Source organism: Streptomyces colonosanans (assembly GCF_001866645.1).
GTDB classification, from domain to species: Bacteria; Actinomycetota; Actinomycetes; order Streptomycetales; family Streptomycetaceae; genus Streptomyces; species Streptomyces colonosanans.
Window position 1 is genome coordinate 48,249 of sequence record NZ_MLYP01000026.1, and the last position, 25,962, is coordinate 74,210.

The 25,962-nt window shown below is 68.1% G+C and carries 24 protein-coding genes, 1 tRNA gene and 1 pseudogene; 14 read left to right on the forward strand and 12 right to left on the reverse strand.

Going from position 1 to position 25,962, the window contains the following annotated elements:
- Positions 1-160 precede the first annotated feature (160 nt).
- On the reverse strand, positions 161-679 hold the full coding sequence (locus tag BIV24_RS10085; RefSeq protein ID WP_143064584.1) for an SH3 domain-containing protein: 519 nt from the start codon (positions 677-679) through the stop codon (positions 161-163).
- 191 nt (positions 680-870) lie between these two features.
- On the reverse strand, positions 871-1,560 hold the full coding sequence (locus BIV24_RS10090; protein ID WP_218149295.1) for a hypothetical protein: 690 nt from the start codon (positions 1,558-1,560) through the stop codon (positions 871-873).
- Between the two features lie 470 nt (positions 1,561-2,030).
- Between BIV24_RS10090 and BIV24_RS10095 the strand changes: the two genes are divergently transcribed.
- The 3 genes from BIV24_RS10095 to BIV24_RS10105 all read left to right on the forward strand — a co-directional run bounded on the left by BIV24_RS10095 (position 2,031) and on the right by BIV24_RS10105 (position 4,716).
- Positions 2,031-2,834 carry an SAM-dependent methyltransferase gene (locus BIV24_RS10095; protein ID WP_071365887.1) on the forward strand — a complete coding sequence of 268 codons (804 nt, stop codon included), beginning with the start codon at positions 2,031-2,033 and terminating at the stop codon, positions 2,832-2,834.
- Between the two features lie 347 nt (positions 2,835-3,181).
- Entirely contained in the window at positions 3,182-4,063 is an 882-nt protein-coding gene (locus tag BIV24_RS10100; protein ID WP_281247719.1) for an ABC transporter ATP-binding protein, read from the forward strand.
- Entirely contained in the window at positions 4,060-4,716 is a 657-nt protein-coding gene (locus tag BIV24_RS10105) for a hypothetical protein (protein ID WP_071365889.1), read from the forward strand. The genes BIV24_RS10100 and BIV24_RS10105 overlap by 4 nt, the downstream gene beginning before the upstream one ends.
- A gap of 102 nt (positions 4,717-4,818) precedes the next feature.
- Here the strand turns inward: BIV24_RS10105 and BIV24_RS31550 are convergent, their stop codons facing one another.
- The 3 genes from BIV24_RS31550 to BIV24_RS10115 all read right to left on the reverse strand — a co-directional run bounded on the left by BIV24_RS31550 (position 4,819) and on the right by BIV24_RS10115 (position 8,214).
- Entirely contained in the window at positions 4,819-4,977 is a 159-nt protein-coding gene (locus tag BIV24_RS31550) for a response regulator transcription factor (protein ID WP_245766734.1), read from the reverse strand.
- Positions 4,978-5,251: 274 nt separating this feature from the next.
- Positions 5,252-6,742 carry an alpha/beta fold hydrolase gene (locus BIV24_RS10110; protein ID WP_425442554.1) on the reverse strand — a complete coding sequence of 497 codons (1,491 nt, stop codon included), beginning with the start codon at positions 6,740-6,742 and terminating at the stop codon, positions 5,252-5,254.
- Positions 6,743-7,005: 263 nt separating this feature from the next.
- Entirely contained in the window at positions 7,006-8,214 is a 1,209-nt protein-coding gene (locus BIV24_RS10115; protein WP_071365891.1) for a serine hydrolase domain-containing protein, read from the reverse strand.
- A gap of 302 nt (positions 8,215-8,516) precedes the next feature.
- Here BIV24_RS10115 and BIV24_RS10120 point away from each other — a divergent pair, with 302 nt between their 5' ends.
- From BIV24_RS10120 to BIV24_RS10155, 8 genes are all read left to right on the forward strand, one after another.
- The gene (locus BIV24_RS10120; RefSeq protein ID WP_071365892.1) at positions 8,517-8,882 is read left to right on the forward strand and encodes a hypothetical protein; all 366 of its coding nucleotides are present in this window, start codon (positions 8,517-8,519) and stop codon (positions 8,880-8,882) included.
- A 432-nt stretch (positions 8,883-9,314) separates the two neighbouring features.
- A complete protein-coding gene (locus BIV24_RS10125; RefSeq protein WP_071365893.1) occupies positions 9,315-10,505 on the forward strand; it encodes an ATP-binding protein in 1,191 nt (396 codons plus the stop codon).
- A complete protein-coding gene (locus tag BIV24_RS10130) occupies positions 10,502-10,903 on the forward strand; it encodes a roadblock/LC7 domain-containing protein (RefSeq protein ID WP_071365894.1) in 402 nt (133 codons plus the stop codon). The genes BIV24_RS10125 and BIV24_RS10130 overlap by 4 nt, the downstream gene beginning before the upstream one ends.
- The gene (locus tag BIV24_RS10135) at positions 10,900-11,274 is read left to right on the forward strand and encodes a DUF742 domain-containing protein (protein WP_071365895.1); all 375 of its coding nucleotides are present in this window, start codon (positions 10,900-10,902) and stop codon (positions 11,272-11,274) included. The genes BIV24_RS10130 and BIV24_RS10135 overlap by 4 nt, the downstream gene beginning before the upstream one ends.
- Positions 11,249-11,839 carry a GTP-binding protein gene (locus tag BIV24_RS10140; protein ID WP_071365896.1) on the forward strand — a complete coding sequence of 197 codons (591 nt, stop codon included), beginning with the start codon at positions 11,249-11,251 and terminating at the stop codon, positions 11,837-11,839. Before BIV24_RS10135 ends, BIV24_RS10140 begins: the two co-directional genes overlap by 26 nt.
- Positions 11,840-11,954: 115 nt before the next feature.
- A complete protein-coding gene (locus tag BIV24_RS10145; protein ID WP_071365897.1) occupies positions 11,955-13,265 on the forward strand; it encodes a cytochrome P450 family protein in 1,311 nt (436 codons plus the stop codon).
- Between the two features lie 232 nt (positions 13,266-13,497).
- Entirely contained in the window at positions 13,498-14,637 is a 1,140-nt protein-coding gene (locus BIV24_RS10150; protein WP_071365898.1) for a cytochrome P450, read from the forward strand.
- Entirely contained in the window at positions 14,634-15,440 is an 807-nt protein-coding gene (locus BIV24_RS10155; protein ID WP_071365899.1) for an enoyl-CoA hydratase/isomerase family protein, read from the forward strand. The genes BIV24_RS10150 and BIV24_RS10155 overlap by 4 nt, the downstream gene beginning before the upstream one ends.
- A 78-nt stretch (positions 15,441-15,518) precedes the next feature.
- Here BIV24_RS10155 and BIV24_RS10160 read toward each other — a convergent pair whose 3' ends face one another.
- A complete protein-coding gene (locus tag BIV24_RS10160; RefSeq protein ID WP_071365900.1) occupies positions 15,519-16,007 on the reverse strand; it encodes a MarR family winged helix-turn-helix transcriptional regulator in 489 nt (162 codons plus the stop codon).
- 157 nt (positions 16,008-16,164) lie between these two features.
- Between BIV24_RS10160 and BIV24_RS10165 the strand changes: the two genes are divergently transcribed.
- Positions 16,165-17,529 (forward strand): pyridoxal phosphate-dependent decarboxylase family protein, encoded by a 1,365-nt coding sequence (locus BIV24_RS10165; protein WP_071365901.1) that lies wholly within the window; start codon positions 16,165-16,167, stop codon positions 17,527-17,529.
- Positions 17,530-17,692: 163 nt separating this feature from the next.
- Here BIV24_RS10165 and BIV24_RS10170 read toward each other — a convergent pair whose 3' ends face one another.
- The 4 genes from BIV24_RS10170 to BIV24_RS10185 all read right to left on the reverse strand — a co-directional run bounded on the left by BIV24_RS10170 (position 17,693) and on the right by BIV24_RS10185 (position 23,144).
- Positions 17,693-19,885, reverse strand: coding sequence for an MMPL family transporter (locus BIV24_RS10170; protein WP_071365902.1), 2,193 nt, complete (start codon positions 19,883-19,885; stop codon positions 17,693-17,695).
- Positions 19,886-20,321: 436 nt separating this feature from the next.
- Positions 20,322-20,969, reverse strand: coding sequence for a hypothetical protein (locus BIV24_RS10175; protein WP_071365903.1), 648 nt, complete (start codon positions 20,967-20,969; stop codon positions 20,322-20,324).
- On the reverse strand, positions 20,956-22,458 hold the full coding sequence (locus BIV24_RS10180) for a sensor histidine kinase (RefSeq protein ID WP_071365904.1): 1,503 nt from the start codon (positions 22,456-22,458) through the stop codon (positions 20,956-20,958). The genes BIV24_RS10175 and BIV24_RS10180 overlap by 14 nt, the downstream gene beginning before the upstream one ends.
- Positions 22,455-23,144, reverse strand: a complete 690-nt coding sequence (locus BIV24_RS10185; RefSeq protein ID WP_071365905.1) for a response regulator transcription factor — start codon at positions 23,142-23,144, stop codon at positions 22,455-22,457. The genes BIV24_RS10180 and BIV24_RS10185 overlap by 4 nt, the downstream gene beginning before the upstream one ends.
- A gap of 151 nt (positions 23,145-23,295) precedes the next feature.
- On the opposite strand from BIV24_RS10185, the gene BIV24_RS10190 reads away from it, so the two are divergent.
- On the forward strand, positions 23,296-24,198 hold the full coding sequence (locus BIV24_RS10190) for a DUF3152 domain-containing protein (protein WP_079168133.1): 903 nt from the start codon (positions 23,296-23,298) through the stop codon (positions 24,196-24,198).
- A 57-nt stretch (positions 24,199-24,255) separates the two neighbouring features.
- On the opposite strand, the gene BIV24_RS10195 is transcribed toward BIV24_RS10190, so the two are convergent.
- Complete coding sequence (locus BIV24_RS10195) at positions 24,256-24,783, reverse strand: hypothetical protein (protein ID WP_071365906.1); 528 nt, start codon at positions 24,781-24,783, stop codon at positions 24,256-24,258.
- Between the two features lie 267 nt (positions 24,784-25,050).
- Here BIV24_RS10195 and BIV24_RS10200 point away from each other — a divergent pair.
- A tRNA-Leu gene (locus tag BIV24_RS10200) sits at positions 25,051-25,135 on the forward strand.
- On the opposite strand, the pseudogene BIV24_RS31555 reads toward BIV24_RS10200, so the two are convergent.
- Positions 25,100-25,962, reverse strand: a pseudogene (locus BIV24_RS31555) (hypothetical protein); the annotation flags it as partial. The gene BIV24_RS10200 and the pseudogene BIV24_RS31555 overlap by 36 nt on opposite strands.

Here is a 25,962-nt window from a genome sequence, read left to right on the forward strand (position 1 = left end):
TGGTTCGCCCTGGTTGTCGGGATGTGTTCCCAGCATTGCGGTACTGCCACACATCGAGACCGGGGTGACGCGGGCGAGTTGACGGGGGCGAGGGTATGCCGACGGCCTGCCCGGCCACGCACAAGTGACCGGGCAGGCCGCCTTCGAGGGAGCGGGCGCGTCAACACCAGGACGCGGCGCGCCACATACGGACGTAGTGGGCGGAGACGTACCCGTTGCCGTGGACGAGCCGGTACCAGCACCGGTTCCCATGGACGTACGAGCCGTGCGTCCTGCAGACGACCAGCAGTCGGCCCTGGACGTGGCGGTGGCCGACGACCCGGTAGCCGAAGCCGGGACCGGAGCGGACGTTCAGCAGGACGTGACGTGTACCGACGCGTCCGACCTGTGTGACGTGGCGGTGGTACGCCACCCCGGTGAAGAAGCGGGTGTGACGGACGTGATGGATGTGGCGGAAGTGGCGGGCATGGTGGTGGCACCGCATGGAGTGGCGCGCGCTGTGCCGGACCGGCTCGTGGCGGACGAGGACGGGGAGCATCGTGTGCGGGCGGTGCGGAACCGTACCGACGACCGGCGCCGGTGTGACGTGGTCGCCCACGGCGGCCACGGCCGCCGTGGGCACGAGGGCGAACAGTGCGACAACGGCCAGCAGACCGCCCTGCAGTGTCCGACGAATCATGGATACCTCCGGGCTGACATTGCCGATCACGAAGCGTGATCTCACGTCGCCCAGCGTTTCCGTGCGGACGGTCATGGATGCCGTCCCGTTGTTCCTGGGACGAGAAAAAGCGTCCCGTGGGACGGACGGCGGACACCGGGCGCCGTCACGCAGCGCCTTCCGGTGGAGTCCTCCGCGCCGCCGTCCGGTGCTCACCGGTGGCCTGAGCGTTCATCCACGCGTCGGAGAATGTCCTCGCTGAGCCGCCACCGGTCGGTGTCGCGACGGAAGCGAAACCCACGCTGGGACCTGATGGCTTCGGCCAGCCGCCTCAACTGCGCCTCATCAAGGTCATCGATCATCTGCTCAGTGAGCAGCATGGCGTGGTAGTGCTCGAAGGGGCTGTGCGCATGCTCGACAGCCTCGAGTGCGGCCTCGAAGTTCCGCAGCTCACGGCTGGCTTGCATCATGGCCAGGGCAGTGACGCGTTCCTCGTCGCTTCCCTCCCGCAGCCAACGCAGGACCTCGGCGGGCTCGAACGTCTGCTCCTCGGAGAGATGGCGAGCCCGGGAAACCACCTCTCCCATTGCACGGGTGCGCTCTCGACCGGAGCGCATCGAGCCGCGCACGTGCCTGTAGTCGGCCGCAATGGGGCCCGCGGCGTCCAGCAGAGCCTGTGCCTCCGCGCGAAGCCGGCCTGCCGTGGTGCTGTCCCCCTGGCGTTCGGACTCCTCGGCCAGTGCGAATCTCTCCGCCGCGGCTGCACGCAGTCTCAGCTTGGCTCCGCCTATTTCGAAGCTCTCGACGCGGTTACCGAGCAGAGCGAGAACGAGCAGGACGCCGCCGAAGCCGAGCAGTACCCCTGTACCGGTCCCGTTCTGACTCACGAACACCGCGAACACCCCTGTCCCGAACGACGCCGCGCCCAACAGACCAGTGAGCACACGCAGGACGGGCGTGAACGGAGACGACCCCGAGCGACGATCCACCGACTTCTCCCCTTCGTTTCGGTGGCAGGAAGCTACCGCGAGCAGCGTGCCGCAGGCCGTGAGAAGTCGATATCAGGACAACGGCCCTGACCGGCGGATCACCCCGTGCGCCATAGCTCGGCCGTTCGACGCCAGCAGCGCCTCGGCCACACGTGTCCGGATGTACAGCGCCACGCGACCCGTGCGGTGGGCACTGGCCAGCCCGGCCGCGCGCAGTGCGGTCAGGTACCGGGAGACGCGCCGGACTCACCCCCGTACGCCGGGGGGCACCCTTTCGCTCGATCGGTCCTGAGCGAAGGCTCCGCATCACGAGCAGCTGAACAACGATGCTCAACAGCAAGGGACTTGATCAACTATTGGTGACTGTATGCAATGCTCTACCCATGACTGATCAAAGGGACTGGCGCAGCAGGCTGCAGACCGATCGACCCCACTCAGCACGCGTGTGGAACTACCTGCTCGGCGGGAAGGACCACTACCCGGTGGACAGCGAGATCGGCGACGCGATCCTCCGGACATTTCCCGAAATCGCGGCCATCGCACGCCAGCAACGGAGCTTCCTGGTGCGCGCGGTGCGGTATCTGACGCGTGAGGCTGGGATCCGCCAGTTCCTCGACATCGGTACCGGGCTGCCCACCGCCAACAACACGCACGAAGTCGCCCAGGGCATCGCACCGGACAGCAAGGTCGTATACGTCGACAACGACCCCATCGTCCTTGCACACGCCGATGCGTTGTTGCGCAGTACGCCCCAGGGAGAGTGTGCCTACCTCGACGCCGATGTGCGCGATCCGCAGAAGATTCTCAGCCAGGCGGCGGGCACGCTGGACTTCGACCAGCCGATCGGCCTGATCCTGCTCGGCATCATGGGGCAGCTCCCGGACGACGAGGAGCCTGAGCGGATCGCGGCCGAGCTGATCGATGCTCTGCCGCAAGGCAGTTACGTGGCTCTGAGTGACGGCACGGACTCCAGTGACAAGCTCAAGGTCGCCATCGAGGCGTACAACGCACAGTCCGTCAACTCGTACCACCTGCGCTCGCGCGAGCACATCGGGCGCTTTCTGCAGGGATTGCGTCTGGTCGAGCCGGGCCTGGTCAAGTCTGCCGATTGGCGCCCCGAGCCCGGCTCGGCGGAAGTCGCTCTCGATCAGGGCAACGCCGTCGGCGTGGTAGGCCTGAAGGGGTAGGAACGTCTCCTGATCCAAAACCCAAAAGGTTTCTGTTCGAACATGAGCGGCCGTGTGGGCCGTGGAGGCAGCCGCGGATGATATGCGGCTGACGCCGGCGCCGGTGCGGGAACCGGCGGGCTTCCACACTCCCGCTCGTGCTGTGACCGGGATGGTTCGCCGGATGGCGGCCCGGTCTTCGGCCATGCCCGTCCGCAAAGACTTGACCGGACCCTGAGCTGCCCCCGAGAGTCGCTTCCTGGTGCTGTCACCGCTGCCGGACAGGACCACTTGCCCGCGCTCACATGAACGCAGACTCGACGTCCGAATCCAGTAATGTGAGCCTGCAGGCACACCGAGGAGTCGCGTTGTTACGGTGCGAGGCGGTCGGCAAACGTTACGGCGGGGGACGGTGGGTCCTTCATGACGTCAACATGCAGGTCTCGGGGGGCGATGTCCTCGCGGTGGTGGGCGGCAACGGTTCGGGGAAGTCGACCCTGTTGAGGATCCTCGTCGGGCTGTCGCGGCCCACTTCCGGGACCGTGTCGGGCCGACCACCGCACATCGGTTACGTACCGGACCGGTTCACCGCACACGACCGCATCTCGGCGATCTCCTACCTCACCCACATGGGGCGCATCCGCGGCATGTCGGCCTCCGCCGCCCGTGCCCGGGGGAACCACCTGCTGGAGCGGCTGTCCCTGGTGGGCGGCCCGAACGCGTCGCTGCGCACACTGTCGAAGGGCAACGCGCAGAAGGTGGCTCTCGCCCAGGCCCTGCTCGTCCAGCCGGACCTGCTGGTCCTGGACGAACCCTGGTCGGGCCTGGACGCCTCGGCCCACGGGGTCCTGGCCGAGTTCATCGACGAAGCGGCCGCACAGGGCGGGGCGGTGCTCTTCACCGACCACCGCGAGGCAATCACCGAGACACAGGCCGGCGGCGCCTACGCCATCAACAACGGTCAGGTCACCTGGCGTGGCGGTCGGCACGCCAGGAGCCGTACCTCGATGGTCGAGCTCGTCCTGGCCGCGCCGCCCACCGACGTCAGGCCGGTCGAGGTGAACTGGCGTACGCTGCCAGGCGTGGTGAATGCCACCCGGCGCGGCGAGGCGATCGTCCTGCGAGTGGCGCGGGAGCACTCGGACACCGTGCTCCTGACGGCCCTGCAGCACCAGTGGTCGGTGGAGGGCCTGGCCGGAACCGCAGACGAACCCGGATCCCGGGCAGATGCGAAAAGGGCCGCCCTGTGATCGCTCTGATCCGCTACATGTTCACGGTGCTGCTGCTCTCGCAGCGCTACCTCGCGCCACTGCTGCTGTTCCTCGGTCTGGTGACCGTGCTGACCAGCAGCGACACCGGCCCGCTTGCCGCCACCTACGCCGCGGTGGCCGGGGCCATGTTGCTGTGCTCGGCCTGGCTGACCATGGCGTCGGTCGGTCTGGAGGACCAGTCGCACCGCTCGGTCATCGTCGTCAGCGCCGGCAGCCACCTTCGCGTCCTGCTCGGCACAGTCGGGGCGGTCGCCGTGTGGTGCCTGATGCTGACGGCGGCCGGTCTGGTGCTGCCGCTGATGTTGGGGCCCCATGTACCGGGCCTCGCCGACCTGACGCTGGGAACCGAGGCCCAACTCACGTGTGCCTTCACCGGCACGGCCGTAGGGCTCATCTGCTCGCGGCTGGTGTTCCGACGGCAGGGCTACGCGCTCGTCCTCGCCCTGGTGCTCCTGCTGGCCGCGCTGGTGGGCAAGGGCGTTTCCCCGGTCAACATCATGCTCACCCGTCTGCAGAACGTGTCGAACTCGACGGACGTCCTGGTCTCGACGAGCGTCCAACTCATCGCCGCCGCCGGCTTCCTGACGGCCGGAGTTGCCATCACACAGGCGATCAACCTCAGAAAGAGGTAAGCCCTGTCCGCGGCGGCACCGTCCCCGTCGAGAAGCGACTTGTCGCCCTGGCGTCCTGGGACACGCGGGACGCCGGATGATGCCCAGCGGGCCCAGTGGGCATCAGATACCGGCGACACCTCCCTGAATCGCCGGCACGGCCAGCCGCACCCGGTTGGGGCTGGCCGTCTTGGTCATCAGGTTCGACACATGGGTCTTCACGGTCGTCATCCCGATGTGCATCCGGTCCGTGATCTCTCCGTTGGACAGCCCGGCCGCCACGTGGCGCAGTACCTCCTGCTCGCGTTCGGTGAACCGGGCGGCCCCGCGCTGCCCTCGGCCTCCAGCGCACCGGAAAGATCATCACCAGCGCGTAGGCGTGGCGGAAGCGCCTACGTGCCCGGCCGTATCCGGATGGTGCCGCCGTTCATGCACATGGGCCCCCGCTACGCCCTGGCGGAAGGTGGCCTCGGAAGCCGACCATCACACGATCGGGCTCAACCTTCTTCGGCTACCGCTCCCCGGGTAGCGGTAGCCGAGTCCCAGGGCCGTTTGGTCAGGTGGCGCAGGTGACATCCGCGCGTGGCAGGCGGCCGTCGGCGAGGTACCTGTTGACGGTCGCGTCGACACAGGAGCTGCCGAAGACTCCGTACACCGCGTGCTGGTATGCGCCGCGGAGAGTGACCAGTCGGGACGCCGGCCACATACGGCGCACCGTCTGCGCGCTCTGGTAGGTGGTGCGCGGGTCACCGGTCGCGTTGACCAGCAGGGCCGACAGGTCGTCCCTGATCGTGGTGGGGTGCTCGCGCGGCGGGTCCCAGAAGGCGCACGGACCGATGTTGTCCGTGACGGGGCCGAACAGCGGGTCCTTCCTGCGGGCGCGCTGGACATCACGCCAGTACGTCTCGGGATCGCGCGGCGCGGCCACGTCGCCGCACAGGATCGCCGTCTGCACGCTGCCGTAGTGCGAGCCGCTTCCGGTCAGCACGAACGAGAGTGTGTCGGCCAGCCACGGGGCCGGGGTGACGGCGTGGCCGTCGGCGGCACGTCGCATGTCTCGCACGGCCTGGGCGAGATCCCCGTACGCCGCGTCGTTGTCCTGCGAGAGGCCGTTGAAGACGATGACGGGTACGAGGTGGTCGTCCACGCGGTGGCCGCCCAGCGACAGGGGCGTGCGTGCGGCGGCCGCCTGGACCCGGTCCACGGCTGCCAGTACCGCGTCCCGGGTGCGGCCCAGGCCGTACGTCACGTCGCGGGCGGCGGCCCAGACTGCCCAGTCCTTCAGGGCGTGCCGGTTGGCCGCCCTCGCACTGCGCAGCAGCCGCGGGCTGTAGCGGTCGGCGGAGAGCACGCCGTCGAGGACGACGCGGTCGGTGCGGCCGGGGAACATCGTGGCGTACACCTGGCCTAGGTAACTTCCGTACGAGTAGCCGAGATAGGAGATCCGACGCTCGCCGAGCGCGGCGCGGATGACGTCCATGTCCCGGGCGGTGTTCCGGGTGGTGACGTAGGGCAGCACGTCGCCTTCGTGGGTGCGGCAGAGCTGGGCGAGTTCCCGGGCGAGGGCCGTCGAGTGATCGAAGCCGGCGCGGCCGGTACCCGCACCGCGGATGAAGGAGCCGGTGGGCCAGTGGCAGTCCAGCGGGGTGCTCCGGCCGACGAAGCGCGGGTCCACCCCCACCACGTCGTAGCGTCGGCCGACGTCCTTCATCGTCTCGCGCACCCACGGCGGGTCGCCGATCGTCGGCCCGCCGGGGCCGCCGCCGTTGAGCAGCAATGCTCCCACGCGGTGTTTGGTGTCGGTGGCCCTGATCCGGGAGATCGCGACGGTGATCGTGCGGCCGTCCGGCGCGTCGTAGTTCAACGGCACGGTGACATCGGCGCATTGGGCGCCCGCTTGCCGGAGTTCCTTCCCGGTGTCGTCGTCCGGTCCGAGCACACAGCTCTTCCAGGTGAGGTGCTGCCGGTGGTAGCGGGCCAAGGGGTCCGGGGAGGCGTGAGCCGTGGCCGGCACCGACGCGAGCGTCAGCGCGCCGGCGAGGCACACGACGACGGCTTGCGCGCTTCGCGACGCGAACCGCCGCAACGACTCGGGGAGCAAGAGGGAGTGGGTGAAGGAGCGGCGTCCGGTGCGGTCGATCGCAAGGCGCCGGAAGGTCCTCGTAGCGGAGCTATCAGGACGTTTCGGCAACGCCGCGAGCGGCCGTGCCGGACGCCGCGAGGCCGCTCCCTGTTGCTCCCCAAATCGTAAGCCTCTGGAGGCCGCGGGCGCGCCGAGGGAGGCGGGGTTGCCCGAGGGAGTCGAGGTGGTCATTCGGTTGCCCTTTCGGACGAGGTGTGTTCGCACAGGGACGCGTCGACGACGGCGAGGAAGTCCTGTTCGGCCTGGAGCGTGGACGGCACCTCGTTCAGGGCGATGGCCACGCTCCGGCCGCCGGGTCCGACGGCGGTCAGCGCGCGGTGGCCGCCGGGCACGGTTCCCGAATGTCCCCACCACCGGCCGCCGCAAGACATCGGTGAGGAGATCAGGCCGAGCCCATAGCGGGCGCCGGGCCACAGACGGTCCGGATCGGCGGCCATCGTCCTGCGCATGTCTTTGAGCTGGGCCTCGGGCAGCAGGTGCCCGCCAAGCAGTGACGTGGTGAACCGCGTCAGGTCGGCCGGCGTGGAGACCAGGGCGCCACCGACGCCCGCGAAGGTCATGTTCCAGGCGGTACCGTCGGTGCGGTGGCCGTCGTCCGCTGTGAAGTAGCTGCGGGAGTGGGGGCCGTGGACGCGGGTGTCGTCGCCGGGCCAGTACGTGTCGCTCAGACCGAGAGGTCTGATGATGCGCCGGGTGATCTCCGACTCGGGAGAGCGGCCGGTGACGTCGTGGACGATCATTCCGAGGAGAAGGTAATTGGTGGTGGCGTAGTGCCAGTTGCCCTGCGGACGCGGCAGTTGAAGGGCGCGTGCGACGAGGTCGCGCGGCTCGAAGTGGCGATGGCGCAACAGCTCGGGTTGCTCCCACTCGGGGGCCTCGAGGTAGTCGGGCAACCCGCTGGTGTGCTGCAGGAGTTGCCGTACGGTGATCCGGCGGCCGTCGTAGCCGTTCGTCCGGATCAGACCGGGCAGGTAGAGGTCGACGGGGGCATCGAGGGACAGGCGGTTCTCGGCCGCGAGTTGCAGGACGACGGTCGCGGTGAACACCTTGGTGACACTTCCGACGCGCAGCCGGTCGGCGGTGCTCATGGGGCGCCCGGTGCGCAGGTCGGCCGTTCCGGCCGTCTCGGTCCAACGCCCGCAGGGCGGGGCCGCGGAGCCGTCGGTGGCCAGCACCGCGGCTCCCGCGATCCCGTCGCGGGCGGTCAGGACGCCCAGCGCCCGGCGGACCTTGTCGTGCGTGGCGCAACGGGTGGATGAGTGTGAGGTCGCGGCCTGCGCCGTGCCCGCCGGAGCGCCGACCAGCGCGACGACTGCGACCAGGGCTGCGAGGCCGCGGCGTTTACCGGGCGAGAAGCCCGCAGAGAAGGTGGTCATGCCACACCAGACTAGGCACGGTCCCTGGCGTGAACACTCCGGCAGACAGGTGCTTCAGGGTGGGGGAAACCCCAACGCGGAGCCGGGGGGTAACCCGCCCGAAGCCCTCGTGCCGATGGCTCAGGAATCCGGCCCCGTGGGACCGTCACGGCCTCACGACCGGTCCGGAGTCGGCGACCAAGTCCTCGGCACCTTCCTTACCGCCTACCGCTGAACCGTTCCCGGCAAGCAAGTGGGCCCATGGCACTTCCGGATGGCCCATCTATGCTGAACCTCAGCAGTCCAGGCGGGAGGGACAGTCGATGAAATGGATCTGGTGGCTCCTCATCCTCTTCTGGACGGGTGGCTTCGCGTGGGTGGCCGACAACGTCCGCACCGCGCTGCGCAATCGGCACGAGCGCAAGTTGCAGTTGCTGGAGGCGGCGAAGCAGGAGCGCCTGGCTGTCGAAGCGGCGAACAAGGCGCCGGAGCCGGTGTGCGGATGCACGCACCATCTCGCCAAGCACGACAAGCAGGGCCGGTGCCACGAACGCGTCGAGGTGCCGACCGCCTGGGACGAGAACAAGAAGCCGCTGCGGTACGAGGCCGGCCAGTGCAACTGCCAGCAATACGTGGGGCCGCAGCCTCTGTCGCAGGTGTTCGCGGAGGATCTGACGGACCTCGCCTGACACGACGGCAAGGCCTGGAGCCTGTCGGACGACTGCGGCGACGCGCGACCCGTCGGCGGGATCACACGGAACGGTGATCCCGAGGAGGCCGACAGTGCAACGGCCGGAGAACATTCACCAGCAGCGCCCCCTCCGGTCGTACCCGGCCTTGATGCGTGAGGACGGAGTGCAGGCCGTGAGCGGCGAACCCGTAGGCTGCTGCGAGTCCAAGCACGGGCTTCTGAACGGGCGTTGACGCTTACCAGACTGCTAAGATCATCGAACTTTCAGCAGGCTGGCGCCGCGTCATGTACGCGTCACGGGGAGCAGTCTCGAAGGCCCCATCGCGAAGGAGTAGTTGTTCGTCTGCCGGTAAGACCCGCGGCCCGCGAATCGAGGGGCCACGGAGCGCGGCCAATAGCTGCTTCTGCGAGGCGACTTGAAGAGAGTCTCATGACTTCACTGATCAAGGATCCACTCCTGTGGATCTTGCTGGTAGTACTGATCGCTGCGGCTGTCGCAGTGAATCGAGCCCGGAGAACCAACATGGCGCTCCGGAAACAGAACACCGATCTTCGCTCGGTCCGGGACGGACTCCACATGGAGACCCAGAGACTGCAGAGCGGGTACGCGGCACTGCGGAACGACCAGGAGCGAGCCCTGGCGGAGGTGCGCGGCGACGCGGAAGCGGAGACGAAGGACGTTCTCAAGGCGTGGATGCGCAGCTTGCAGGTTCTGGCCGATCAGCAGCAGCGCTCCATCAGCGATCTGGCGAAGCTGAAGTACGGCAATGATCCGCAGATCCTCGCCGACTTGATGACGATCGACCACACCAACAGTCAGTTCGGTCGGCGCGCTCAGGGCATCGCCGCGCTGTGCGGAGGTTGGCTGGGACGCCGCGAGACGGCCGCGTCCGTGTATGACGTGGCGCGTAGCGCCACGGGTCGTGTCAAGCACTACGACCGGGTGAAGATTCACAATCAGGTCAGTGTCCACGTGACCGCCACAGCTGTGGAGCCGGTGGCCGTCGTTCTCGCGGAACTGCTGGACAACGCCACCAACTACAGCGCGCCGGGCACCCCCGTCGAGATCAACATCCAGCCCGTTCCTACCGGTATCTGCCTGATCGTCGACGATGCCGGTCTCGGGATCAGCCAGGAGGAGAAGGATCGTGCCTCCGCTCTGCTGAACCCGCAGGCACCGGTCTCGATCACCAGCCTCGGCAACCCGCCCCGGGTCGGATTCGCTGTCGCCGGAGTCCTCTCCGACCGGTACGGCTTCAAGGTTTCCGTCGATTCCGTATCGCCGTACGGAGGCGTACGCGCGGTCATCCTCCTGCCGGAGAGCCTCTTGACCAACGAAGCCCCCGAACCTGTGACCGACACGCCCGCCGACACCGGTACGCCGGAGGTCGCGCCGCGCGTGGCAGCGGTGCCGGCCCCGGTGTCGATCATCGGGACAACCGCGGGCGGGCTGCCCAAACGCCGTCGAGCAGTCGCAGTTGTACCACCGCCCTCCGTTTCGGAGTCGGAGCAAGAGCCTGAGCGCGACAGCGAGTTGACCGCGTCCCGCCTCGGCGCCTTCGCCCGCGTAGCGCTCCGCGAACGGGACACGACCACCACGGAAGGATCAGAAGACCAGTGACGACCGATCTGTCGTGGGTACTCGACGACGTGACGAACGTGCAGGGCGCCCGCCACGCGATTCTCGTCTCGGCGGACGGACTGCTCCTGCAAGCCTCCCAGAACATCGGGCGGGACGACGCTGAGACGAACGCCGCGGCGATGAGTTCGATGCAGTCGCTCAGCCGCGCCGTCTCGGGCTTCGTGGCGAGTGGCAAGGGCATCTGGAAGCAGACCCTCCTGGAGTACGACGACGGCTGGATCTTCCTGATCGCCGCGGGCAGTGGGGCCTACCTGGCCGTCTCGGCGGCCCTCGACGTCGACATGGAGACGATGTCGATGCGTATGCAGAAGCAGGTGAAGGCCCTGGGCCGCGCACTGAGTACACCGGCCCGCCAGAGCACCGGTGCCGACGCATGACGACGCACGGCGAGGACGCTACCGTCTCCAGCGAACTCGTCCGCTCCTACGTCATCACGGGCGGCCGGCGCCTGCCTTCGTCTGACGATCTGTCGCTGCACACCCTGGTCACGCTGGCTCCCGACCGGGAACTCCCCCTGGGGGCCAGCCCGGAAGTGCGCGCCATCTGGGATCTGTGCAGTGGAGGCTACCTGGCTGTGGCCGAAGTCGCGGCGCACTTGGGCCTGCCCGTAGGCGTCGCCCGTCTGCTGCTGAGCGATTTAGCCGAGCAAGGTCACCTGCTGCGCCGCGCCGCCCCGCCCCCTGCTCAGGCCGTCGATAGAGACCTCATCGAAAAGGTGCTGTATGGACTCCAATCCCGTTTCGCCTGAGTCCCGCTATGTCTCGGGTGCGGTGACCACCACCGCGAAGATCCTCGTGGTGGGCCACTTCGCCGTGGGCAAGACAACGTTCATCGGCTCGCTGTCCGAGATAGCGCCACTGCGTACCGAGGAGAGGATGACGCAGGCGTCCACCCACGTGGACGATCTGCGCGGCGCGCCCGACAAGGTGACGACCACCGTCGCCCTGGACTTCGGACGCCTCACGCTCAGCGACGAGGTGGTGCTGTATCTCTTCGGCACGCCCGGTCAGCAGCGGTTCATGCAGCTGTGGGAGGACATGGCCCGGGGCTCGCTGGGGGCGCTGATCCTTGTCGATCCCGTCCGGCTGGCCGACTCGTTCCCGGTGATCGAACTCGTCGAGAAGTACGGCCTCGAGTACTCCATCGCGGTGAACAGCTTCACCCCGGACGTCCAGTACGGGGAGGCCGAGATCCGTGAGGCACTCGACCTCTTGCCCGACACACCCGTCTCGTACTGCGACGCCCGGAAGCGAGAGTCGTCAGCCATGGCACTGATCACCCTGGTGAAGCATCTCCTCGCCCGTACGGCCTGAACCCGCCGCCTTTCGCTATCACGGCCCGGAACGTCAGAACTCCGGGAACTCAAAGGAACACCTGATGGACTTTCAGCAATCGGCTGCCTCATCGGCCGTGCCTGCGGGATGCCCCATGCACGGCCAGGACTTCGCCGACGACCCTCATAGCGTGTACGACGCGTTGCGCGCATTCGGGCCCGCCGCCCCGGTCGAACTCGCCCCGGGTGTGGACGCCACCCTCGTGATCGACTACCAGGCAGCCCGGACCGTGCTGCAGAACACCATGGACTTCAGCCGGGATCCCCGCCGCTGGAAGGCTCTCAACGAAGGCCGCATAGCCCTGGACAGCCCAGTGCTGCCGATGATGGCCTATCGTCCCAACTGCCTGTTCACCGACGGCGCGGTCCATCTTCGGCTGCGCAAGGCCGTCACCGACAGCCTCGACCGGCTCAACATCGCCAGAATCCGCCGTGACGTCGAGCCCATCGCCGCCTTCCTGATCGACCAGTTCAGCGAACGCGGACGCGCCGATCTCCTGAACGACTACGCCAAACTGCTGCCGCTCCTGCTGTTCAACCGGCTCTTCGGCTGCCCTGCCGGCATCGGCGACCGGCTCACCAGCTCGATGTCCGCGATCTTCGACGGCAAGGACGTGATCAAGGCCAATGAGGAGCTCACCGCCTGCCTCATGGAGCTGATCGCCCTCAAGCGGCGTGAGCCCGGCGACGACGTCACCTCCTGGCTCATCCAGCACCCTGCCGGCCTGAACGACGAGGAACTCAAGGACCAGCTCGTCATGTTGATGGGCGCCGGCGTCGAACCCGAACGCAACCTCATCGGCAGCGCCCTGCTCCTGCTGCTCTCCAGCAGCTCCTCGGGCCGCGGCGCGGGCATGCTGACCGAGGAAGCCCTCGACGACGTGCTGTGGCACAACCCGCCCATCGCCAACTACGCCACTCACTACCCCGTTCACGACGTCGACCTCGGTGGCGTCCACGTCGACGCCGACACCCCACTGGTCATCAGCTTCGCGGCCGCCAACAACGACCCCGCCCTCAAGGACACCCCCCAGTCCCACACCAAGGGGGCTCACCTCGCCTGGGGCGCCGGACCGCACGCCTGCCCGGCGAAGTCACCGGCGACGGTGATCGCCGTCACCGCGATCGAGGCGATCCTCAATGCGCTGCCCGACCTCGCCCTCGACGTCCCGGCGGAGCAACTGCAGTGGCGCCCGGGTCCGTTCCACCGCGCCCTGGCCACGCTGCCCGTCCGGTTCACCCCCACCCCCGGCACCCGCGTGGCCGCGTTCCACACCCCCCTGCAGGCCACTCGGACGACGACGGCCGAGCCGCCGCGGGCAACCACCACGCCGATCCCCCGTCAGGAGAACAAGCCCTCCAGGAAGGGGTTCTGGAGTACCTTCCTCGACATCTTCCGCGTGTGAACCACGGAATGTGACAGGGGCAACACGCAGCGGCGCATGACTTGGTCAAGGAAGGGTAGGTTCCGCCGGAAAACCGGATCGGTAACCTCCACGCAAAGGAACTCCTGTGACCGCTGTTGACGACATAGGTGGCGTTACCATCGACCGCCGCGCCGTCATCTCAGTCCTCCGGCGTCTTCGCTCCCCCGAGGGACAACACAACCCCCTCCCTCTCTGGGAAGAACTACGCGCCATGGGAGACGTGGTACCCGCCCCCTGGGGCGGTTACTTCGTCACCGGCTTCGAGGCGAGCAGCCAGGTTCTGCGCGGCAGGAACTGGCTGGCGCCCGACATCGCCTGGCAGGAGCGCCAACCCGACCCGGAGCGCTGGCAGGCTCCCGCGACCCAGGAGATGAGTCACACCCTCTCCCGGCTCAACGCGCCGGACCACACCTGCCAGCGCCGCAGCCTCGGAAACGTCTTCGACCGCCAGACCCTCGACAAGATGGAGCCCGAGGTCGAAGAGCACGTCCATGAGCTGCTCGACGACCTCGACAAGCAGTTGTGCGCACACGGCGAGGCCGACTTCGCCGCCATCGTCAGCGAGCAGTTGCCCATCCGTACGGTCGGACGCTGGCTCGGCATTTCGCCCGAGGACTACCCGCACATCCTGGACATGACGCACCGTCAAGTCCATGCCCAGGAGCTCCTCCCCACCAAGAGCGAACTCGCCGTCTCCGCCGAGGCCACTCTTGAGTTGCGGGCCTACTTCACCGAACTCATCAAGCAGCGCCGCACCCATCCCGGCACCGACGTCCTCTCCGGGTGGGTCCGCCACTGGGATTCCGAGCTGTCCGACGACCAAGCGGCCGCGGACCATCTCCTCTACTACCTCTCGATGTTCGTCACCATCGCTTCCCTGGAGACGTCGGCGACCCTGCTCTCCGTTGCCACCTGGCTCCTCCTGGAGGACCCGGCCCGATGGGACTGGCTGCGCCACCATCCCGAGCACATCGACGACGCCATCGACGAGGCCCTGCGCTACGACCCGCCCATCCACCTCAACACGCGCATTGCCGCCGACGACACCGTCCTGGAGGGCGTCCCCATCGCCAAGGACGCGATGGTGCACGTCCTGTACGGCGCCGCCAACCACGATCCCCGCCGCTTCGAGGACCCTCACACCTTCGACATCCTCCGCCGTGACGGCGCGCACATCACCTTCGGCGGCGGAGCCCACTACTGCCTCGGGGCGGCACTCGCGCGCCTCGAGGCCCGCACCATGCTCACCCACCTGCTGAAACGTTTCCCTAACCTCAAGCTCGCCGCCGGCCCCACCTATGCACACCGCATGGTCTTCAGGCGCGTGAACTCCCTGAAAGTGACGTCATGACCGTGTCCACCCCGGCCACTCACACCGGCCAGCCCCTCAAGACGCTGCGGATCGACCGACAGGGCCCCATCCTGTCCATCGAGCTCAACACCCCCGAGCAGGGTAACGCCGTCACCGAGACCATGCTCGACGAGCTCCTCGCCGTCCTCGACGCACAAGGCCCCGATACCCGGGTCATCGTGCTCTCCGGCGCCGGTGCCGACTTCTGTCTCGGCGGCGACCGGACCGAGTTCGCCGAGCATCTGGCCCAGGACCCCGCCGGCAGCGGTATCCGCGTCTCCGGCACCAAGGCACGCCGTGTCTGCGAAGCCCTCACCGACAACCCGGCCGTCACCATCGCGCGCGTCCAGGGCAAGGCCATAGGCGCCGGCCTCGCGTTTGTGCTCGCCTGCGACCTCAGGGTCGGGGCCGACACCGCAACCTTCCGGCTCCCGGAACTCGCCCTCGGCCTCCCCGTCGCCTGGGGCGGTCTCCTTCCCCGGCTCCTGACCGAGGTCGGCGCGGCACGCGTCCGTGAACTCGTGCTCACCGGCCGCCCGTTCACCGCGCATGAGGCCCAGACCCTCACCATCCTGCAGAACGTCGTACCCGAGCAGGATCTCGACGGTGCGGTAGCGGACTGGGCCAAACCCGTCCTCCGCCGCAACCCCGCCGCGCTACGGGTCACCAAACTCCTGATCAACGCCCACGCGGCGACGACTCGGCTCGCCGATGCGTCCACCTTCGACTCCGAGCTGATGGCGTCCGTACTCGCCGAAAACGCGTACACGCGCGGACAGCGGAGCGCTGGGCATCCGGTCTGACGCCGGACCTACCGGCTACGCGAGGACCCGGCCTGTTCCAGGCCGGGTCCTCGCGTAGCCGGTCCTGAACCGGCGTTGTCAGTCGGTGCCGTCGCGCAGCGCCTGGTGGATCTGGTGCAGCGAGCCGGTCAGCCGGGCGTAGTCGTCGCGGGCCACCGGTGTGACGAAGTACCGCTCGACGACACGTGCGTGCACGGCCACGGCCCTGAGGAACACGGCACGGCCGTCATCGGTCGGTTCCACGAGGACGCTTCTGCGGTCCTCGGGAGACGGCACGCGTCGGACCAGACCGGCCTCCTCCATACGGTCCACCAGGCGGGTGATGCCGCTGCTGGTGAGGGTGACGTCGTCGGCGAGCACCCGCTGCGAGACCTCCTCGCCCGGCTGCCGGCAGAGCCGGATGAGGACCTCGAACATCGTGTGACCGATCCCGCAGTCCTGCCGCAGGGCGGTGTCGATGCGCTGCTCCAGACGAGTGGCGGCCTTGATCAGCAGCCCGAAGTCGTGCACGAGCCGGCTGTTGGCGGCACGGGCGGCCTGGTCGCCCCGCCGGGTCACGGCATCCACTGCGTGTGTCCTCTCCCGTTGTCGGCCCCCTGCTCCTGCCGGGCGAGTCTACTGCCGCGTCATCTACCGATAGGTCAATTACTGACCAGTCAATTGCTGAGTAGTCAACAAAGTTCTATGGTGTGCGGACCGCGAACAGCCGGAGAGAGGGAGAGCAGTGGACCTGCAGCACTGGCTCGGCCGAGCCACGCACGCGATTCAGCAGTGGGCCGACACCTTCGGTCCCTACCAGCAGCACCCGTCGCTCCAGGTCGACGACGAGCTTTTCGCCGCCGTCTTCGAGGAGTTCACCGGCCGACTGCAGGACAACTACCCCTTCTTCCACCCGTCCTATGCGGGCCAGATGCTCAAGCCCCCGCACCCCGCTGCCGTGGTCGGCTACCTCACCACCATGCTGATCAACCCCAACAACCATGCCCTGGACGGCGGTCCGGCCACGGCTCACATGGAGCGGGAGGTCGTCGCACGGCTCGCCGCGATGTTCGGCTACGACACCCACCTCGGGCATCTCACCACCAGCGGTACCATCGCCAACCTCGAAGCTCTCTTCGTCGCCCGGGAGCTTCATCCCGGGCGCGGCATCGCCTACAGCCAGGACGCCCACTACACCCACGGCCGCATGTGCCGTGTCCTGGGCATGGAGGGCCATCCGGTCGCCACTGACGACCGGGGCCGTATGGACCTCGACGCCCTGGAGGACCTCCTGCGGACCGGCCGGGTGGGCACGGTCGTCCTCACCGCCGGTACGACCGGGCTCGGGGCCGTCGACCCGATCCACGAGGCCGTTCCGCTCGCGCAGCGTCACGGCGTCCGCATCCACGTCGACGCTGCCTACGGCGGCTTCTTCACCCTGCTCGCGGGCGCCGACGGCCCCGAGGGGCTACCGCCCGAGCCGTGGCGGGCGATCTCGCGGTGCGACTCGGTCGTCGTCGATCCTCACAAGCACGGGCTCCAGCCCTACGGCTGCGGTGCGGTCCTCTTCCGCGACCCCGAGGTGGGGCGCTTCTACCTGCATGACTCGCCCTACACGTACTTCACCTCCGCCGAACTGCACCTCGGGGAGATCAGCCTGGAGTGCTCCCGCGCGGGCGCCTCGGCCGCCGCACTGTGGCTCACCTTCCAGATCGTTCCGCCGACGCCCGACGGTCTCGGCACCGTCCTCGCGGCCGGCCGACGGGCCGCGCTGAAGTGGGTGGACCTCATCGACGCCTCCGACATCCTGGAGGTGTATCAGCGGCCCGAGCTGGACATCGTCAGCTACTTCCCCACGGTGGAACCCGCCTCCTTGTCCGCCATCGACACGGCATCCGCGCGTGTCCTTGCGGACGGGATGACCGGCCCCGACCCGGTGTTCCTCAGCACTCTCAAGGCCGACCGCGAGGCGTTCACGGCCCGCCACCCGAAGATCACCGCCGACGCCGACGGCGCCCGTATCCTGCGCAGCGTCCTGATGAAGCCGGAAGCGGAGGACCATGTGGAGCGCATCCACACCCGGGTGGAACAGCTCGTCCGGGGACGGTGATCGCCGGGGGACGACGGGCGGCCGCCGGGGCAGGACCGGATCGCTGACGGCTCGGTGGCCTCCGCGATCACGGCACCAAACACGACAGACCGCCACCTCCTGCGAAGTGGCGGTCACACTCGCGTCGTTCCCGCGCTGCGCGAGATGCCGTCGGGGACGGGCCCTACCGGCGCTGTCCCGACGGATCGTGCGCGGCCGTGTCCGGGGCCTCGTCGGCGACCGGCCCGTCACCGATCGATCCGGTGCCCACGCCGACCGCCGCTTCCTTCGCCCGGTCCCCGCGCCCCGGCCACCACGCCGCGTGGCCGATCAGCGCGGTGAGGCTCGGAGTGAAGAACATCGACATCACGAAGGCCGCGACCGCGATACCGCAGGAGACCGCGAAACCCATCTCCGAGAGCAGCGAGTTACCCGCCAGCATCATCGTGGCGAAGGTTGCCGCGAGGATGAAGCCCGCGGCGGCGACGGTGGGCCCCGCGTACCTCAGCGCCATGCCGGCCGCTTCACGCGGGGTGCGGCCCTCTCGGGCCTCCTCGCGGAGCCGGGCGATCATCAGGATGTTGTAGTCGGTGCCGATGGCGACCACGAAGAGATACATGATCACCGGGAGCATGAACATCAGACCTGAATGCCCCTGCACCTTCTGGAAGATCAAGACTGTGGCACCGAGGGTGGCTCCGAAGCCGAGACCCACCGAGGCCATCAGATACCAGGGTGCGACCACGCTGCGCAGCAGCAGCCCCAGGATGACCATGATCAGAACGGCGGCGACGGGGAAGACCGTCCGGTAGTCGTGGTTGACGGCGGTGTCAACGTCCTTGTAGATCGAGGACATTCCACCGACGAGGGCTTCGGTGCCGTCAGGGGCGCCGGTGTGCGCGACATCGCGCACCCTGCCCACGGCTTCGATCGCCTTGTCCGTCGAGGCCTCGTACTTGAGCGTGACGGTGAAGTCCGCGGTGGTGCCCGCCTTGTTCACCATGGCCATACGGGCGCTCGCGACGCCGTCCACGGCACCGAGCTTCTTCGCGTACGCGTCGAAGGCCGTCTTGTCCAGTGGCTTGCCGTCGGTGCTGGAGAGGTACACGTCGGTGGGAGCTGCGGCGCCTGCCGAGTATGCCTTCTGCATCTCGTCCTGGGCGACCATGGACTCCTTTGTCTTGGGCATGGAGCCCGACGCCAGATCGAACGTGGCGTTGAAGCCGAACGTACCGAGCGACAGCGCGATCAGGGCGAGTCCGGACACCGCGGCCGTCAGAGCCGGGCGGCGTTGCACACCGCGACCGAGGGCGGCGAAACGCGCGTTGGTCGGTTCCTGCCGCCAGGACTTGGAGGGCCAGAAGACCTTCGGGCCGATGAGTGAGACCACGGCCGGGATCAGGGTCAGGCCCGCGATCAGGGTGGCGCCGACCGCGATGGCAAGCGCCGGGCCCATCTGCCTCAGGAAGCCGAGCGAGGACAGCACCAGCGCGAAGAAGGCGATGATGACCGCTCCGGCGGCCGAGGCGATGGCCTCACCGACCCGGTCGACCGCGTTGACCATCGCCTGCTTGGGCTCGTCGCCGGCGCGTAGGCATTCGCGGTAGCGGAACATCAGGAAGAGGAAGTAGTCCGTGCCCACGCCGAAGAGCACGACGATCAGAATCGACGAAATCGAGCTGTTGGCCTGGAGGTCGAACAGTTTCGTGGCGTACGCGATCAGTCCGTTGGCGACCGCGGACACCAGGCCGATCAGGACCAGTGGCAGCACGGCCAGGATCGGTGCCCGGAAGATGATCAACAGGGTCACCAGGATGATCACGAAGGTGCCGATGCCGATCAACGCTTGGCCGCGCTTGGAGGAATCCTGCTGGTCGAGTGCCTGCGCGGCGGGGCCGCCGACCTTGACGCCGAGATGCGTGCCCCCGGCCAGCTTCTTGACGTCCTCACGCAACACCTTGGCCGCGTCCGCCTGTTTGGGCTGGCCGGCGTTCTTGGGGTCCATCTGGACCAGAGTCATGGCGAACTTGCCGTCCTTGGACGGCGGGCCAGGGACGACCTTCTGCACCTCATCGATGTGCTTCTTGCCCAGCTCGGAGGTGATCCGGGCGACGTCCTGCTGGTCGGCGGCGGTCAACTTGCCACCGTCGGTGCGCTGATACAGCGCGATCACGGAGGGGGTGAAGGCGCTGGGGAACGCCTTGTGCTGGATATCCGCTGCCTTGATGGATTCATAACTCTTGGGCAGGAAACTGCTCTCGTCGCTGTTCGAGGGCAGACTCGGTGCGGTGGCTATGATCGCCACCGCCGCGACGAGCCACGCCACGATCACCCATACGGGATGCCGGACGACAGCCTTCCCGATACGTCGGAACATGCAGAGGTCCTCAAAGGTAGGGAGATCACCGCAATCCGGGGAGCGGACCCCGGCATCGGCGACCGCGACCGGCGTTCACCATCAGGCCGGCCGAATGGTGTCTTGAGAGGTCGTAGTGTCAGGCGCCGAGGAATGACTTCAGACGTCCTGTGAAGCGAGAGTCCGTTGTCTTTCGATCACGACTCCCGTCGATGGAGTGAAGTACGCCTGGATAAGGGATCGTTGGGACATCACATAGCTGGACGGCCGGCGTCTTCGGCGACCTGCAACCGGGCCATCCGATCCTACAAGTAACCAGATCTGACGCCGACTTGATTTTGGAATGACCAGCGCGCAGGAGTGAACGCGGCGGCTACACCTCATCCACCAGATCGAACAAGGCAGATCGACCCCGGATTCGCAGCCCAGCACCAGCGTGAGATCGGCAGGCAGCGGTTCAGTACCCGGGGCACGTTGTCCCGGCCCCCTCGAACCGCTCGCCCGCGCCGCCCAACACGGTCACCCGCCCCGGTGCCCCTCCCGGTGCCGCCGTGCGGCGAGCCACGGCAACCGTACAGATCACTTGCTCGGCCGCCTTGCCGGACAGGTGAGGGGTGCCCTGGGGAAGTTCGACCGTCACGCTGCCCGGCCGGCTCTGCACCCGGGGCAGGGCTTTCAGCAGAGGCACTTCGCTGGTCACGCCCTTGTTTCGCTCCAACGGGGTGGGCCCCTTGGCGAGGACCAGCAGGACCGTCCCGAGGCCGGCGTCGTTGCCGGCGCTCGGGTCGGCGGTCGCAGCCGTGCTCGGCACGGCGGTCGCAGCCATGCTCGGCACGGCGGTCGCAGCCATGCTCGGCACGGCCGGGGCGAACACGCTGGCAACGTTGCGGACGGAGGGGGCAAGGCCGCCGTCGGGGGCGAGGAAGTACAGCATCGTGGGTGCCAGCGGGGCATGGGGCGTGGTTCCTCCCGGCCTGATCACACCGGTCGCCGGCTCTCCCGCGTCGATCACGCCGGTGGCGGGGACTCCGCAGCCGTACAGCGCGAGCACCACGGGAACAAGCAGGGCGGATCGCAGCAGGCGGAGGCGGTCAGGGCGTGTCATGTTCGCCTCCCTCCGGCAGGCCCGCAAGTACGCCCTCCCGCAGCAACGGGATCTCCACGGTGAAGACGGCGCCGCCCTCCGGGCGGTTGCCTGCCACGATGCCGCCCCCGTGCAACCGCACGTTCTCCGCAGTGATGGCGAGCCCCAGCCCGCTGCCCTCGGTCCTGGTCCGGGCGGCGTCCGACTTGTAGAAGCGGTCGAAGACATGCGGGAGGACGTCCTCGGGAATGCCGGGCCCGCTGTCCAGTACCTCGATGACGGCGCGAGGTCCGGCGCCGGGCCGTTCCCGCACGTACAGGCGCAGCCGGATCGGGGGCTCGCCATGGCGGAGGGCGTTGCCCACCAGGTTGGCGACGATCACGTCGAGACGCCGCGGGTCCACCTGGCCGCGGAGCACTCCGGGCGGGGGGAGGTCGGTGCCGACCTCGGTGGACCAGGCCCGGGATGCGAGGGTGCGCTGGACGGACTCGGCCAGATCGATCTCGTCCAGGTGGAGGTCGGCCGCCCCCGCGTCGAAGCGCGAGATCTCCATGAGGTCGTTCACCAGACGGGTGAGCCTCCGGGTCTCCTCGCTGATGAGGCCTACGGCCGTGGCGGTGTCCGCGCCGAGCACCGTCGCCTCCTCGTCCAGGACGTCGGTGACCGCCGCCATGGCGGCCAGTGGGGTGCGCAGTTCGTGGGAGACGTCCGCGGCGAACCGGCGAGCCCGCGCCTCCATGCGGCGCAGTTCGGCCACGGACTCCTCCAGGGCCGCGGCGGTCTCGTTGAACGCGTGGGACAGGTCGGCGAGTTCGTCGGAGCCGTTGACCGAGAGCCGGGTGTCGAGCCGACCTTCGGCCATGCTGCGGGTGGCGTGCCGCAGTGCGCGTACCGGCCGCAGCACGCCGCGGGCGGCCAGCAGGGCGAGCAGGACGGCCACGGCGAGAGCCGGGAGGGTGGCACGTTCGACCGCTCCTACGAGGGCTGCCACGGCGTCCTGTTCGTAAACCTGAGAGATCGTCAAGAATACTGCCATTCCCGACAATTCGGGCGTTTCGCCGGGCGAGTTGGCAAACGTGATGGGCAGACCCACGACGAGCGATGAGACTCCATTGTGCGAGACCCGCTGGAAAACCGCGGCACGACGGGACCCAACGGCATCGCGCAGGGCGGGAGTCAGTTCGGCGAAGGAGTCGTTCGGTGCCGAGGTGGCGCTCAGGTCGCCGTAGGTGGCCAGGACGCGCCAGTTCTGCGACGGCTCGCTGCGGGCGACCTCGGCGGCGAAGGTCGCCAGACCCTGCTGGTCCGGAGGGTAGGAGAGCCTGTGGGCGAGGGCGTTGACATGCTCCCGGAACCGCTTGATCACGTCGTCCTGGCTCTGCTGGAGCACAGCGATACGCGCCTCCCGGAAGGCGAGACCACCTGTGGTCAGCGCGCTCACGGCGGCGACGAGGGCGAAGGCCACCAAAAGGCGGACGCGCAGGCCCCGCAGGAAGAGCGGGAGCTTCACTTGACCATGAACCGATAGCCGAAGCCGCGCACGGTCTGTACATATCGCGGCTGTCCTGGGGGCTCTCCCATCTTGGTGCGCAGCCGTTTGACACAGGCGTCCACCAGGCGAGCGTCGCCGTGGTAGCTGTGCTCCCAGACCGCCTCCAGCAACTGTTGGCGGCTGAACACCTGACCTGGGGAGGCGGAGAGCGTCAGCAGGAGGCGCAGTTCGGAGGGGGCGAGGGCGACGGGTCTACCGGCGCAGGTGACCGTGAGCCCGGAACGGTCGATGGTCAGGCCACCGTACGTCTCGAACCTCGGAATGCCCTCGCCGGCGGCAGCACCACCAACCCGGCGCAGCACGGCGCGGATGCGTGCCTCCAGCACCCGCGCCTGGACGGGTTTGATGACGTAGTCGTCTGCTCCGGCCTCGAGACCGACCACCACGTCCACGTCGTCGCCGCGGGCGGTGGCCATGATCAGGGGAACCTGGGAGTCGGCACGGATCCTCCGGCACACCTCGAGTCCGCCCATCCCGGGCAGCATCAGGTCGAGGACGACGACGTCCGGGCGGAACGACCGCAGCTCCGAAAGCCCCTCTTCACCGGTTGCGACTGCGACGACCTCGTGCCCCTGTCGACGGAGGGCGAATCGCACGGCCTCACGGACGGCCCGGTCGTCTTCGATGAGCAGGACGCGTGGCATGCACTCAGTATGCGGGTCGCTGCGGGCCGACGAGCCTGGACCGAGGCCAGGGGCAGTATCTGTTACCAGATGATCATATCGACCGCACAGTTACCTTTCCGTTATCGCTTGGGCCAGGCTCGATCACATACCGGTCGCAGCCTGAGCGACCATGACCGTGCACAAGGCATCACCATCCCATCGTCGTCGGGGCGGTGGCCGCAGGCGAGCGAGACGTCCTCGCCGGGGCCGCCTGCTCGGAGGTCTCGCCACTCTCGCCGCACTCCTGGCCTCCGCCGCCGTCGCCCTGGAGAGCACCGAAACCGCGCGCGGCGGCCCGGCGACCGCAGACCGGTCCCCCGGTGAGCACTGGTCCCCGGGTGGGCACCGGTCGACGGGTGAGCCCCGATCGACGAGGTCAGAGCTGCCACCAGGTGGAAACAGCCCGCGAGCGACGTCCGAGGCGGGCACGCCCAGCCCCAGCGCGTCCAAGCCCACGCATGCCGCCATCCGGTCGACGGGCCCCGGAACGTTCGCCACCGCCCCCGGCCAGAGCGGGGCCACCGGTGAGGGCCGGGTCCTGCGCTACAAGGTGGAAGTCGAGGACGGCATCTCCGCGTCGGCCGCCGATGTGGCCGCGCAGGTGGAGCGGATACTCGCCGATCCGCGAGGATGGACGGCGCACGGCGGACCGGCGTTCCGCCGGGTCTCGAGCGGCACCGTGGACTTCGCCGTGAAGCTCGCCACGCCGGGGACCGTGGACCGGATCTGCGGGCAGTACGGGCTGGACACCGGTGGGGAGGTCAACTGCGACGTCGGCGGGCAGGTCATGGTCAACCTCCGGCGCTGGCTGCTGGCGACCCCGGTCTACGCCAGTGATGTCGACTCCTACCGGGCGCTGATCATCAACCACGAGGTCGGCCACTTCCTCGGCCACGGCCACGAGGGCTGCCCCGGCGTGGGCAGCCCGGCCCCGGTGATGATGCAACAGATCAAGGGAATGCACGGCTGCACACCGAACGTCTGGCCCTTCACCGCAGAAGGGAGGGCCATCACCGGACCGCACGTCCCCTGAAGACGCTGACTCGTTCCTTCGCCCGCCGGTCGACCGATGCTTGTGGGAGCGGGCTGGTCAGGTGAGGGACCTGCCGAAGCCGTCGTCCGGAACGTCTTCGGCAGGAGAAGTGCAGTCGTGTACGGCAGTCCACGAGGAGACTCTTGCAAGGAGGAGTTCAGGAACGGCGTGAGCCTGGAAGGTGAAGGTGGCGCCGAAAGGTTCGGCCCGCAGGGTCAGCTGTCCGGGAGGCTGATGGTGAGTGACCGGCTGAGTGGGGCAGCCGATCGCGTCGAGTCCGGCAGTGACCGCTGCCAGGGTCAGGTCCCCAGGGTGAGAGACGGCGTCCTTCGAACCGGGCTGCGGGAGTTCGATGCGATCGCGCCAGGTCTGGATGGACATGGATGTGACGCGGCGGCAGCGGCAAACGCACAGTTCGACGTCGCCGTAGGAGAACAGGTGTGGCCAACGCCGTCGCTTGCTCACGCGACCGATGCCCCACGGAGGCCCCAGTACCGCCGCTATCTCGTTCAGCGATGCGCCGCAATGCACGGGGCCGATCATTCCCGTGGAGGCGAACTTGGCCAGGACCGGGATTGCGTTCACGCAGCGAAGCATGGCAGCCGGCCTGCATGGACATCCACCGAATTCGACGCGTCCTGACGCGGCACCTCCGTGGCCGGGCCGAGCCCGCGGCGGCACGAGTCGACGGGTGAGCCCATAGTTACTCAGTGTAGGCGCCTCTTTTCTCTGCACGTCACGCCTGCACGTAGGCCCGCACGGGGCGGATACGCAGGTGAAAGACACTCCGAAACCTTGGTATGGTTGTCCATGTCGCCACGGGGAAGACCCCGGAAAGGCGGCAGACACCTAGTCCGGGTGGCGGAATGGCAGACGCGCTAGCTTGAGGTGCTAGTGCCCTTTATCGGGCGTGGGGGTTCAAGTCCCCCCTCGGACACAACGATTGACGATACGGAGACGAGGGCCTCGACCTTACGGTCGCGGTCCTCGTTGCGTGTTCGTAGGTGATTTCGATCCCGAGGGCTTCGTAGAGCGGGCCCTTCTTGTCGGCGTCCACTACATAAATGCACTGTGCAACTCTTCCAAGACTCTCAGTGATCTCTCGGGTCTGACGCGCGTCGAGTGGGGATTCCTTCTTGCGAGTGGCGGTGGGAGGCACGTCCAGCTTCTTCCGCGCCGCCTCCTTGTCTTTCTGCGCCTCGTTGATCCATCGGGTGACGACGGCTGGGTCGGCTCCGGCTTCGAGGGCGGCCTGGTAGCGGGCGAGTCGGCGCTCGCAGTCCTTGATCGCCTGGCGTGCTTGGGCCTGTTCGGGTGTCTGCGTCTCTTGGGCGCTTGCTGCGACGCTTGCGAGGGTGAGTTCTTCGATGGTGGTGGTGAGCCGGTCGGGTGCGAAGGCCCGGGTGATCCACTGATCCAGGGCCCGACACACGACGTCTTCCCGCAGGTAGACGGTGCGCGGGTGGGTGAGGTCGGGGTAGAGGGCTTCTTCCTGCTCTTTGAATTCGCAGCGGTAGTAGACGCTATTGCGGATGGTGGCGGGCTGCATCTTCCGCCCGTACAGGCTGCACCGGACCCGTCCACGCAGGGCATAAGGGCGTGCGCCTTGCTTTCCGGCTCGTTCCTGCCGGGCCGGGGTGCGGGCGCGTTGTCGGCGGGCGGTGTCGGCGGCATCGAAGAGATCCGGGCTGATGATCGCTTCGTGGGCGGGTTCGTTGGAGCGGATCCACTCTTGGGTCTGTACGGTCAACGGTGGATCTTCGA

What these genes read in the sequence shown, in the direction of transcription:
- BIV24_RS10095 (WP_071365887.1), top strand. Translation starts at nt 2,031, where the DNA reads ATGACTGATCAAAGGGACTGGCGCAGCAGGCTGCAGACCGATCGACCC.
- BIV24_RS10155 (WP_071365899.1), top strand. Translation starts at nt 14,634, where the DNA reads ATGACCGTGTCCACCCCGGCCACTCACACCGGCCAGCCCCTCAAGACG.
- BIV24_RS10150 (WP_071365898.1), top strand. Translation starts at nt 13,498, where the DNA reads ATGGGAGACGTGGTACCCGCCCCCTGGGGCGGTTACTTCGTCACCGGC.
- BIV24_RS10140 (WP_071365896.1), top strand. Translation starts at nt 11,249, where the DNA reads ATGGACTCCAATCCCGTTTCGCCTGAGTCCCGCTATGTCTCGGGTGCG.
- BIV24_RS10190 (WP_079168133.1), top strand. Translation starts at nt 23,296, where the DNA reads ATGACCGTGCACAAGGCATCACCATCCCATCGTCGTCGGGGCGGTGGC.
- BIV24_RS10170 (WP_071365902.1), bottom strand. Translation starts at nt 19,885, where the DNA reads ATGTTCCGACGTATCGGGAAGGCTGTCGTCCGGCATCCCGTATGGGTG.
- BIV24_RS10145 (WP_071365897.1), top strand. Translation starts at nt 11,955, where the DNA reads ATGCACGGCCAGGACTTCGCCGACGACCCTCATAGCGTGTACGACGCG.
- BIV24_RS10175 (WP_071365903.1), bottom strand. Translation starts at nt 20,969, where the DNA reads ATGACACGCCCTGACCGCCTCCGCCTGCTGCGATCCGCCCTGCTTGTT.
- BIV24_RS10125 (WP_071365893.1), top strand. Translation starts at nt 9,315, where the DNA reads ATGACTTCACTGATCAAGGATCCACTCCTGTGGATCTTGCTGGTAGTA.
- BIV24_RS10120 (WP_071365892.1), top strand. Translation starts at nt 8,517, where the DNA reads ATGAAATGGATCTGGTGGCTCCTCATCCTCTTCTGGACGGGTGGCTTC.
- BIV24_RS10085 (WP_143064584.1), bottom strand. Translation starts at nt 679, where the DNA reads ATGATTCGTCGGACACTGCAGGGCGGTCTGCTGGCCGTTGTCGCACTG.
- BIV24_RS10185 (WP_071365905.1), bottom strand. Translation starts at nt 23,144, where the DNA reads ATGCCACGCGTCCTGCTCATCGAAGACGACCGGGCCGTCCGTGAGGCC.
- BIV24_RS10135 (WP_071365895.1), top strand. Translation starts at nt 10,900, where the DNA reads ATGACGACGCACGGCGAGGACGCTACCGTCTCCAGCGAACTCGTCCGC.
- BIV24_RS10115 (WP_071365891.1), bottom strand. Translation starts at nt 8,214, where the DNA reads ATGACCACCTTCTCTGCGGGCTTCTCGCCCGGTAAACGCCGCGGCCTC.